The sequence below is a fragment of the Limisphaerales bacterium genome, from assembly GCA_014382585.1.
Classification (GTDB): Bacteria; Verrucomicrobiota; Verrucomicrobiia; order Limisphaerales; family UBA1100; genus JACNJL01.
The window spans coordinates 146,152-157,580 of record JACNJL010000038.1 but is presented as its reverse complement, the minus strand read 5'-3'; the positions used below and the strand labels follow the sequence as shown (position 1 = coordinate 157,580).

Annotated in this window: 8 protein-coding genes; 3 read left to right on the top strand and 5 right to left on the bottom strand. The window is 59.5% G+C overall.

Features of this window, described 5'->3' with window-relative positions; translation table 11 throughout:
- The 4 genes from H8E27_08440 to H8E27_08425 form a co-directional block, all read right to left on the bottom strand.
- A partial coding sequence (locus H8E27_08440) for a hypothetical protein (protein MBC8325639.1) occupies positions 1 to 2,640 on the bottom strand: 2,640 nt, incomplete at its 3' end.
- A complete protein-coding gene (locus H8E27_08435; GenBank protein ID MBC8325638.1) occupies positions 2,637 to 3,341 on the bottom strand; it encodes a hypothetical protein in 705 nt (234 codons plus the stop codon). The genes H8E27_08435 and H8E27_08440, both read right to left, overlap by 4 nt.
- A 2-nt stretch (positions 3,342 to 3,343) precedes the next feature.
- Positions 3,344 to 5,281 carry a carboxypeptidase regulatory-like domain-containing protein gene (locus tag H8E27_08430; protein ID MBC8325637.1) on the bottom strand — a complete coding sequence of 646 codons (1,938 nt, stop codon included), beginning with the start codon at positions 5,279 to 5,281 and terminating at the stop codon, positions 3,344 to 3,346.
- A gap of 93 nt (positions 5,282 to 5,374) precedes the next feature.
- Positions 5,375 to 6,073, bottom strand: coding sequence for a hypothetical protein (locus tag H8E27_08425; protein ID MBC8325636.1), 699 nt, complete (start codon positions 6,071 to 6,073; stop codon positions 5,375 to 5,377).
- A 147-nt stretch (positions 6,074 to 6,220) separates the two neighbouring features.
- Here H8E27_08425 and H8E27_08420 point away from each other — a divergent pair, with 147 nt between their 5' ends.
- Genes H8E27_08420 through H8E27_08410 form a run of 3 tightly spaced genes read left to right on the top strand, consistent with a single transcriptional unit; the run spans position 6,221 to position 9,353 of the window.
- Positions 6,221 to 6,733 (top strand): sigma-70 family RNA polymerase sigma factor, encoded by a 513-nt coding sequence (locus H8E27_08420; GenBank protein MBC8325635.1) that lies wholly within the window; start codon positions 6,221 to 6,223, stop codon positions 6,731 to 6,733.
- A complete protein-coding gene (locus H8E27_08415; GenBank protein ID MBC8325634.1) occupies positions 6,730 to 8,088 on the top strand; it encodes a FecR domain-containing protein in 1,359 nt (452 codons plus the stop codon). Before H8E27_08420 ends, H8E27_08415 begins: the two co-directional genes overlap by 4 nt.
- Positions 8,088 to 9,353 (top strand): hypothetical protein, encoded by a 1,266-nt coding sequence (locus H8E27_08410; GenBank protein MBC8325633.1) that lies wholly within the window; start codon positions 8,088 to 8,090, stop codon positions 9,351 to 9,353. Before H8E27_08415 ends, H8E27_08410 begins: the two co-directional genes overlap by 1 nt.
- On the opposite strand, the gene H8E27_08405 is transcribed toward H8E27_08410, so the two are convergent.
- Positions 9,322 to 11,427 (bottom strand): NIPSNAP family protein, encoded by a 2,106-nt coding sequence (locus tag H8E27_08405; protein MBC8325632.1) that lies wholly within the window; start codon positions 11,425 to 11,427, stop codon positions 9,322 to 9,324. The two genes, H8E27_08410 and H8E27_08405, sit on opposite strands and share 32 nt — an antisense overlap.
- Positions 11,428 to 11,429: the final 2 nt, after the last annotated feature.

Sequence of the window (11,429 nt, the reverse complement as noted above, 5' to 3'; positions counted from 1 at the left end):
GGGATTTTGCACCTGCAGAAAATGCAGGCCGATGGCGGGCAATGTTTCGAGCGTGATCTCGAGGCGATCCTTTTCGCCGATCTTGATGGAGCCCTTGGCGCGGCGTCCATTAACGAGCAGGTGCGCACCGTCGCGAATGTGCCGCCCGCTGAGGGTCATTGTTTTTCGATCCCCGAAGAGCTCGGGGAAGCGTTGGCGGCCGCTTTGGCGATGAATGTCGCTGAGCGTCCACAGAGCGGGTTGGGGATGATCGTAATCGGCGTGCTCGCCGTGGCGGCCGGTGAAGGTGCCAACGAAGCGGCCCGCGCGCGCCAATTGAATGAGCCGTTGGCGGTTGTAAGGCTGGGTGCCATCCACGGGTTTGTATTGGTCGCTAAACTGCATGGTGACCGCACGCGCGGTCTTGTCGTTCATAAAGACGCCGTCGCATTCGAGCACCACGCCGCTCTCGCGTGCGGCGGATTCCAGCGCCTCCAGCAGCGCGGCGGTGAGCGGTTCGTCGGCGGTGGCGGCATTGAGCGTGATCTGACGGGCGAATGTTCCGGAGAAGCCTGTGCTGCCCTCGAGGACCATATCCCACACCGGATCAAACCTCCGCCGACCGCCCCAAGAGAATTGCCAGATGCGTCGCTCGGAATTGCCGGTCTCGGCCACGCGCCGGTAGAAATCGAAATCGATGATGTTCAACCGGCCTTGCGGTAGGATCAGAAAGCGGTCATTTGCGCCGCGCCAGGTGGGGGCGTCCATGCCGGAGCCGGGCGTGTTGGTACTCACCCAGAACGGCATGCGATGGCAGTCACCGCAGACATTGGCCGAGCGACGACTCGGGTCATTGTCGCCCTTGATATGAAAGAGATCGAAGCCCTCCTTCGCGCGCTCGGAGAGCACGTTGTCAAAGGCACGCCGTTGCGCCGGCGGGTACGTGACGTTTAACAGAAACTTCGCCATATCATCACGCTCGGACTTGGAGAGCAGGCCGGCTTTACCTTCGTCGTTTTTTGTTTCATCGCCAACCGTGGCCATGGTGCTGGCGAGGCCACCATCGATGAGGTGGCGCGTTTGCGATTCGGGCTTGTCCACGCTGCTGTTGGGTTTCACATGGCTGCGGATGTTGGCGCTGTTGATGCCGCCGTAGGGATCGCCGGGAATGCCGTCCCAGTGAAAGGGCGCGGTGTCGCGCAGGCCACGAATGGGCATGGTGGAGCGAGGCATGATCTGGTTGCCGCGCGAAACGATCGGCGTGTTGAGCACCCAGAGCAGTTGATCGGTGTGCCCGTCGGGATGGCAACTGGCGCAGGAGAAGGTGGCGGTCGTGGAGGCCTTGGCGGTGTTGAAGGCAATGCGGCCGCGCTTGAACGCCGGATGAGTGGGATCGTGCAGGGTGATCGGCGCGGCGGCCTTGGGCTGGGCGCGGTCGGCAATGTCGACGACAGAGACGGTGTTGGCCACGGCATTGAGCACCCACGCTTGGGTGCCGTCCAGCGCGATGCCGCGCGGCACGGCGCCGACGGTGGCGCGCCCGAGGATCTTGCCGCTGGCAGCGTCCACGGTGAACAGCTTGTCCGAGCCGGCGGCGGTGACGTAGAGCGTGCGGTCATCAGCACTTACCTGTATGGCAAAGGGCGTGGCCAGTGCGTCCTCGCGTTTAGGCTGCGCGGGCGGCAGCGGTTCGAGATCAATGAACTGCGGTTTTTTTGCCTGATTGTCGTCGAACGCCACGCGCGTGATTTGGTTGAGGAACGCGCGGTTCTCCAGTTCCTTGAGGCCGTGTTTCTTGGTGCCGGAACGGCCATTGACCTCGTTGCGCGCATCGGTTTGCGCGATGAACACCGTGCCTTCGGAATCCACCGCCATGCCGTACAGCAGGGTGCCGAGGGTGTCGACCGTGGTGATGAGGCGGTCGGTCTTCGTGTCGTACACGTACAGGTCGCGGTCGGGCACGCGCGGGTGCTTCACGATGTCGGTCTTGTGGCCGAGCGACAGTACGTTGTTGTTGGCAATGGAATGCTCATGGGCGTTGAAAGTGACGAGGTCGCCGTCGATCTTGTACCCGCCGGAAAGCTGAGACTTGTTGTTCGACTCAAACGGAATGACGTACAGGCGGCCTTGGCGCACGACGATGGCGCGGGGATCCTGCGCGGAGATGTTCAGGTGCCGCGTGACCTTGCGCGTGCGGACGTTGATGATGGCAATGCGGTTTTCTGACGATAACGCGACATACGCCTTCTCGTTACTGGCAAAGGCAATGCCGACCGGTTCATCAAAGCGGGTGGTCTTGGTGCGCAAATCAAAATCCTGCACGGTATCCACCACACGCAGGTAGGTGCGACTCTGGGGATTGGTGTCGATGACGCTGACCGAGTCGGACACGTGATTGGCCACCCACAGCTCCCGGCCGTCGGGGCGCAGGGCAAGGCTGACGGGATCGATGCCCACATCAATGCGTCGGATGATTTTTCGCGATTGCGTATCGATCACGTCCACGGTGTCCGAAGGCGTATTGGCTACAAACACTCGGCCTTCGTGCACGAGGATCGGTCGGGCGTGTGGGCTGAGGAAGGAAGGGTGCCCGATTTTCTTGGGCGCTGCGTTCAGGGAAACCTGCAGCAGCGCGAGCAGGGTGAGGCTTAAGATTCTCATTCGAAGTTTAGTCCTTTTTTCGGTTTATAAGTGAAGTTCGCGTTCTGTAATCCGTCGGGGCCGACCTTGAGGGTCTGTTTATTTTCGCCAAACGACTCGTGCCAGGTGGCCAGCACGTATTCGCCGGGGGGAAGGTTCTTGATGGAGAAACGCCCCTGCGCGTCGGTAACGGCAAAGAAGGGATGTTCCATCACAAAAATGAACGCGCGCATCCAGCGGTGATAATCGCACCGCAATTCGATCGGGCCTTCCTGATCGCTGAACCGCTTTAAGCGGTCCGGCGTGCCGGCGGGTTGGGCGATATTGAAGGGACGATTTTCCTGCGAAAGCGAGCGCACGTTGTGGATGATCGGATCGCTATTGCGCATGGCGAAATCCTGACCGACGAACAGCCCCTGAATGCGTGGACGAAACATCGAGCGCTGCTGATCGAGTAGGGCGGCCTTCTTGGGCGCGGCGTAGGTCTTGCCGGCGGGCAGGCCTTTGCGGATGTAGACGAACACATTTTTGATCTCGCCCTTGGCACTGATCAGCTCCACTTCATCGTGCGGATAAGGCTGGCCTTCGTAGAGCTTACGGCTCTCGGGCGTGAGCGGCAGCGGCGGGCGTTTGGGTTGCGGGCCATCAAGCTTGATGACGCCGGAAATGTCTGCCCCAATCGCCGTGACGGCGGACAGGAAAAGGAGGGTGAAAGTGCGCATGATTATTTCTCGTTGTTAGCCACGTATTCCATGATGCGGACGAAGTGCTGGCCGGCGTTGGGCATATCCGGATCCGCTTTGCGTTTCTCCTGCCACAGAATGTGGATGCGGTGTTTTTGTTTGTCGTTAAGCTTCTTGTACGTGGCATCAACGTAGGGCTGATGCTTGCCGTTGAGGTAGGCTTGCGGCAGCTTGGTTTGGGCAATCTTCTGCAACAGCTTGGCGTTGGGGCCGTTGTAGTTGACCGGACGCGGTTGCTCGTAGGTGAGCTTGCTGCGGTCGGGCATGTAGCCCTTGAGCTTGCGGCCACCGGCGTCGCTGAGGTCGTTGGGTTCGATCTTAATGATCGCGCCGTAGCCGGTTTCCATGTGGCGCGACGGGCCGCTGGTAGGCGTCCACACATTGCCGTCGGCATCAAACTCAATCTCCCGCGTGTAGCTCACGCGATTGGGCAGCGGATAGGTGACGAGGATTTCAGTTTTTGGATTGAACCGGTGGATGGTGTCGTCGCCCGTGCCGCAGATCCACACCATGCCGTTGGGCGCGACGTTGAGCGCATAGGGGATTTGGTTGTCCTTGTTGGGCAGATCGTAAACCGTCCATTTTTCCGTGGCAGGATCGAACTTCGCAAACACGCCGGAGGCGAAGCCGGGCACCCAGATGATGCCATCGGGCGCCACGTGCAGGCGGCGCGGCCCGCGGAAGGGCGGGTTCCATTCCTTGATGTTGCCGTCGGGCTTGCTCGGATCAATGCGGCCGATGCGGTTGCCGTTGAGCTTGCTGTACCAGATCATGCCGTCGACCGGTGAGAAATCGATGCCGTAAGGCGTGATGCCGCGGCTCTCGCCCTTGCCGGCGGCCACCGCTTGTCCTGCACTGAGGAGGTGGTATTCCTTGACGTGCTTGGTCTTCGGATGAAGCGAAAACACGGAGTTGCGGCCGGCATCGGTGTACCAAATGAGTCCCTCCGGATCCTGCGGATTCACGCGCAACGTGTGCGGGTAACCGCCGCGTTTGGCCGGCGCCTCGGCGCTGCTGTAAACTTCAAACTCTTTCTTGTGGATGTCGTACTTTGCCATTTGGCCTGAGGCACACATCGTCACCCACATATGACCATCGTTATCCGGCTCAATGGAATGCGGGCCATAAGAACCACGCGGGAATTTCCGATACACCTGCTCGTCGGTTTTTACATCCACGGTTACCATGTATCCTTTGGTGATGTTCAGCGCATAAATGAGGCGGCCGTCCGGGCTGAGGTCGATGTCGTGGTATTGCGACTCGTAGCGTTTGCCCATTTCCCACCAGGTAATCTTCGCCTTGGTAGCCGCACCGGCAGGCGCGGAGGGCGGGACGTACTGGGGCCATTGGTCCACGGCTTCCCCTTTGTACGTGTTCATGATGCGATTCACGATGGTGCGCTTGGTGTGTGGGTACAGACCGCCGAAGCCGTCCATGCGGCGAATCATCGTCTCCCAGTCCACCGGTTCCTCCGGCGTGCGGAAGGCGGCCGTGCCGATTTGGTGGCAGTAGGCGCAGAACATTTTGAAGTTCAGTTTATCGCGTTGGTTATCAAACTTCATCATGCTGAAGGCACTGTCGGCGGTACGTTGGCGTTCGAGCTTCCAGCCGGTGGCGGCGGTCATCTTGATCTCAATGTCCTTGGAGCCGGCAGAGACATCATCGAGCCACACATCGTTGAGGCCCTTTTGCCGGGCGCGCACCCGGTAATCCTTGTCGCGCAGGCCGTCGATGGCGTAGGTGCCGTCGGCGGCGGTAAACACGCCGGTGGCTTTGCGGTTTTCCGTGTCGTGCGCGGAGACGAACACGCCGCCCACGCCTTTGCCGTCCTGCGTGACCGTGCCGTGGATTTCCTTGGCCGACGCCAACGAAACCGAAAGCGCCAGTGCTGCGAGGGTGAGGGTGAGTTTCATTTTCATTCGTTTGTTCAAAATATTCAGTGGCATTCGGACTCGCAGGCTCGTCCCTCCATTCAAGCCGCCTCCTTGGAGGGACGAGCCTGCGAGTCCGTTTTATGGTTCAAGTTCCTTCGAGGAATCTAAAATCTTTGCGTTCAGGATGAGTTTGCGGAAGGCCTTGTCGTCGACGTCGTTGAGTTGCTTGAGGAACGCCTCCAGATGGCCGAGGTCGGTCTTGTTCAAATGAATGTTGCGGTAGGCCTTGGGCGCGTCGGGCGCCTTGGCGGCGGCGAGCTTGGACCGCAACGCCTTGGCGAGATCCACCTTGCGCTTGGCGAGGTTGCGTAGGGACGGCGTGGGCCGCGGTGGGCTGTCGACGTTGAGCGTGTGCAGTTTGAAGTCGGTGAACTTCTCCGGCGCATGGCAGGAGACGCAGTTGCCGTTGCTTACCTTGGCGTCGGTGCTGAGGAAGATTTTGTAGCCAAGATACGCTTCGCGAGTCATGCCCTGCGGCAGCTTGATGAGAATGCGCCCCTCCTGATTGGCGAGTCGGCTGAAGACCCGCGCGGTAAAGTCCCCCGGCCCCTCGCCCTCATCGGCCTTGGCAGGGATGCGGTTCAAGTAAATGAACGCGTCGTACGGCGCACGTTCCTGAGTGTCCAGCCGATGGATCTTTGTTTTTTGCTCAATAGATTTGCCCGGAGCATTGCCGGGCTTTGTATCCGCGCCGACCAACGGCGCGGTCAACAGGATCCAAATACCGAAAAAACAGGGCCAAATCGATGTGCCAATACGTGTCATGCCGTGTCGCATAATATATATACCGTGGGGGCAAAAGGTTACGGTGGCCGTCTTCAGAGTTTTGCACAAGAAAAAGCCCGTAACATCCGGACGTTTCTGGCTTTATCTAATTGGAAGGACGCCGGCCCGGGCGTAGCGTTGGGCGTGTCCAATGTGCCGATGAATTTGTCTGACGACTTTATCCTCGAGCTGACGCAGTGCCAGCAGCGGTTGTATGGCTACATTTACCGCCGCATGGCGAACCGCGATCAGGCGATGGAAGTGTTACAGCAGACCAACCTCGTGCTCTGCCGCAAGGCCGATGATTTCGAGCTCGGTACCAATTTTAACGCCTGGGCCGCCACCGTCGCCCACTACCAGATTTTGTCCTACCGCAAAACGCTCGCGGGCGACCGGCTGGTGTTTACTGAGGACGTGATCGCCGCCATCGACGAGCGCGAAGACGAAAACGAAATGCGGGAAGGCATGTTGCGCCATCTGCGCCATTGCTACGCGAAAATGTCTGACGACAATCAGGAATTGATGAAGCTGCGCTACGAGCGCGAGCTGTCGATGGAACAATTGGCGCGCGAAATCGGAAAGAAAGTCGTGGCCGTGCGCGTGAAGCTGCACCGACTCCGCCGCAGTCTGCGCGATTGTGTGCAAACCCGTTTACAGGAAGAAAAAGTATGAGTGAAAAAATCGAACCTTGGCGTGAGGAACTGGACACGCTGCTGAACCGGCTGGTCGATGGCGAGTTGACCGAGGCGGAGACCGCGCGGCTGAACGACATTCTCCGCGACGAACCCGCCGCCGCCGATGAGTATCACGCGTTCATGGACCTGCACGAGGCGCTCAACGCGCAGCTCGCCATGCCGGATTTCACCGCGATGGACAAAGTCATCGTGCCGCAACCGCAGCCTTCCTACGTGCGCCCGCTGCTCGCCATGGCGGCACTGGTGATGATCGGATTTTTCATCAACGCGCTCGTGCAAGAGCCAAACCAACCTGCGCCTCCGCTGGTTGCCCAGGCCAAGGGCCCCGAGCCCATCGCCACCATTAAAGGCTTGAGCGGTTCGCTGATGTACACCGGTGATCGCGGCATAGTGCGCAATAATTTGAAAGAAGGCGACCCGCTGGGTGGCGGCACGATCGAAGGCATGACGCCGGACGCGTGGTTTGAGCTGAAATTCAAGGACGGCTCAACCGTGGTGATCTCCGGCAACTCCATGCTCACATTTTCCGATGATGGCCAAAAAAAACTGCGCCTCAAGGAAGGCGGCTTCTCGGCCAATGTCCGCCCTCAGCCGAAAGACAAACCGATGCTCGTCCAGACGCGCACGGCGACGTTCGAGGTGCTCGGCACGCGCTTCAGCGTGGACGCCGGGCCGACCGCGGCGACGCTCACCGTCAGCGAAGGCAGCGTGCGCGCCACGCGCTTGAGCGACAGCAAGTCTGTTGACGTGCCCGCCAAGCATCAGGTGGTGGCCGCGCTGGACCGCGAACTGGAGCCGGAGCAACTGCCGGACAATGTCAGCCAATGGGCCAGCGACCTTGAGCGCGGCGCCAAGGGCACGCAAGGCGACTGGACTCCCGCCCGTGCAGGACAGCCCACACACCTGAAGGCGGTGCCCTACACCATCCCCGCCGCGCTCGATGAACAGCAGCGCACCATTTACACCATCGCCATGGCCGTCTCGCGCACGGACCATCCGCCGGTCATTCTCCAGCCCGGCTCGAGCATTCGCATTCGCGGCCAAATGGACACGCCGCACGCGATTTGGTTCGGCGTCACCCTCCGCCGCGCCAACGGCGATTTCGGCGGCCATTTCGAGATGATTGTGCCCGAGGAAAAGTTTGAGGCCGGCCAGCCATTTGACGTGACGTTAAACCCCGCGGATTACAAACTCTCGCCGACGCTCCAAAAATTGGCCAAGTACTTTCCGAAAAACGCCTTCGACCTAAAGGTCGAGGCCATCTGGTGCCACTCCCTCTGGGATTCGGTTGGCCTGCAGGTGCATAAGATGGGAATCATTCCCGCCAAGTAATGAAGTTATTGAGGTTTAAAAACATCATCTGTGCGGCGATGTCAGCATTGATGCTATCCTTATCGCTGGTGGCAGATGAAATAATAGACCTTGAATCGCTTGGTCGAAAACTCAAAGCAGCCGTGGCCGCTGGGAAGATGACTGAGGCGGAGGCAATCGCGGAATGGTTCCGTGTGGCGGGCCAGTTAAAAAAGAACGGCAAAGATGCGACGCATCATTTTCCCAAGAACGCCTTTGAGTATGCCAAGCTGGTGGAGCCAGAACTGGGCGTGCCCCCGAAGGTGAATCTGGATGAGTCCGTGGAGATTCCGCTGTTCGTCAATGGCAAGCGGAAGTTTGGCAATCTCGGGCGCAAACTCGATAATCCCAGTTACCTCGGTAAGGCGACGGTGTCCGGTTCCACGCTGCAACGGTATGAAGGGCGCACGGCAAAAGGGGAGCCCATGCCTGCCGTGGTGTGGGTCAGCTTTGGGCGAAATTCCAGCTACAACCATCGTAAGGTAATCGGTTCGGTGCAGATGATTGGGTATAATTATAAGACCGGTGCCACGGCATTCTTCGAAAGCAGCGATAACGTCAACCCATGGGTTAGGCTTGATAAAGGCACCCTGCGCATGCGCGGCACATTGCCGGGCATTGATGATCCCAATGAATTCAACAAAGCCTTTGTGACTCCGCGCACGGTACAGTGCGTGCAGTGTCACCAAAATGACCCCTTTATCCATAATCCCTTCATTGATGCTGCACTCATTCCCGGAACCAAAAAGACGGTTGTGCCCAAGCTCGACGAAAAGTCGCCCTACTACGTCATGGGCGGTGAAAACTGGGATATGCGCACGATGCATATCAAGGGGAATGCCTGTTTTGACTGTCATCGTGTGGGTATGAAAACCTTGGAATTATTTCTGCAAAACGGCTGGGAACCCAATGCGCACATGCCCCCCAACAAACCCGGTAGCCTCAAAGACGACCTCCACGAACTACTCGAGACATGGGTAAAAGGCCCGGAGAACGTCGACGGAGCGGAATGGATTATCCCACCCGCCCGCGGTAAATCCCGTCAAGTGGTGGGTGAACAGTACAAACACAAAGCCAAGTTCAACATGCCCGATAAAAAACTACTTTCACCTGGCCGGATCAAGTCCATCCAAAAAGTTAATCGACCGAAGAAGCAGGGTAATTACAGGCCCCAACCGGGTGATTCGCCAGCTGTTGTTTCGCGGCGTTGGTCGTTTATTGTAACGGAGAAAACTCCAGCGGCTTGAGGAAGAGTCGTTCCGTTTTTTTAGTGAAATTCCCTGCCTGTTTTTTCCGAGCCGGATCGGCATTGAATGCTTTCCAGTTGAGGTCGGCTTGGGTGCGTGTGCTGTGATGGACAAGGGTGTACAGTGTGTTTTCCGATTCCGGTTTGTCGTAGGCGAACCAGCTGCCGATAGGGCGCATGCCATGCTTGAGTTGCAGGCGGGTGTCTTGTTCGTGGCGGTTGTAGAGAGCGGTCAGTTTGCCTTTGGCCGCGGTGGCGGTTCGCAGCTCAAAGAGGCCGGGGTTGATGCTGCGGGGTGAGGTGTTGGCAAATGCTTTCGGCGTGAGGAACATGCTCTCGGGGCGTTCGCTGAGCAGGCGCTGGAATTCGGGCTTTTCCAGCACGCCGCGTTTCCATTCGGGATCGTGCGTGAAGGCGTTCCAGTTTTGATAGGCGGCATAGCGGGAGGGATGTTTGAGAATGTACACAAAGCGCCGCTTCTCCTTGGCGGTGCCGTCGGTGGGCAGCCAGTAGGCGACGGGTTCCATCTTGTGTTTGCGGAAAAGGCGATCGGTATGTTCGCGGAAGCGCTTGATCAAGTGGCCGAGCCGATCTTCAGCGGCAGCGTAAATGCGCAGCTCGTACACGGGCCCGGCATCCACGCGGGGCATGCGCGGAGCGGTGTCGGGCAGGGTGGGCGAGGATTTGCCGGCCTCGGTGCCGACGGCGACAGACAGGGGCGCGCGGAAAATCCACGCAAGGTTGTCGGAGATTTTATTGCTCGAGTCATGGCCGCCAATGAAGATTTCCTTCGGATCAAACGGCGACCGGCAAAAGGCGCGCGGCGAAACAAGCAGCGTCTTGTCCGCGGTGTACGGGCCGTTGACTTCGTGCACGGAATACTTGCCCGCGGCGGTGCGCACGGCGTAGAGGCCGCCGCCGTAAAACCGGCTACCTTTCCACGCGAGCTCCGGTTTGCCCGCCATGCTGCCGTAGAAGCCGATGATATGGACGGGCTCGCCGGTGGTGGGATGCGGGACGGGGTACATCATGTTATGGCCGCCAAGCGTGTAGGGAACCTTCACGCCGAGATGACGGCTCATGAGTTGGCCAAGATTGGCCTCGTCGTGCAACGTGTAGCCGCCCTTGCCGTCGGGATCGAGCCGCTTCACCTGACTCTGTGCGCGTTCGCCCGGCGCCCACACGAAGAGCAGCGATTGACCCTTGCCGTTGGGGTTTTGGATGGCGGTCAACCCGCGGATGCCGCCGACATCAGTGTCCGTATCTTCGGCCAGATTGAGAATCTCCTCCCACCGCGGGCGTTTGCCATCAATGCGGCGGAAGATGGAGGGCCCTTCGGAAAAGTGCAGCGCGTCATTGGCCTCGGCGATGCCCAGCGGGCGCGTGAAGAAACTGCCCTTGGTGAGAAAGGGAAATTCCACGTGCCGATCCCAGCGGATACGCGAAGGTTCGCGCGGATCGTACACGCCACTGATAATGCCGGGATTGCCGAGCAGCAGGAAGATGCGGTCCACGCCCGTCACGCGGTCGCGATACACTTGCAGATCGCGCGGTACCCAGCGGATGCCGCCGGCATTGGAGCCGTGTCGCACAAGGGTGTGGTGCCATGTGCCGGCGACATCGTCGCGTACCCAGACGGACACCGCGCCGCCGCGTTCAAAATTCGCCCCGGCCGCCATGACCAGCAAGTGCTTGGACGCATTGAGCACGCGGCCTTCGCCGGAGGTGGAAAAGGAAACGGACTTCAGAATGTTGCCCTTCATGTACTCCAGCCCAAGGTCATTGGCCTGGCCGAGATCAAGATCCACCTGCCATTTGCCATCGGCCTTGTCCAGCCGCAGCACTTGCGCGGATTGTTTCTGGCCCTCGGGCGGAATCACCCAGCGCGCGTCGAGCCAGTAGCCATTGGCGGCGTACAGACTCCCGGCGTGGGCGGCGAGATGCATGATCTCCGAGCCGCCGGCCCATTTTCCCTGCGCATCAAAATAGCCCGCATCAAAGCTCTGCCGCCACTTAGCCGGCGCGGCGACGGCGAGGGTGGCGAGGCTTAACAGGAGAAACGTGCGAATGATCACGG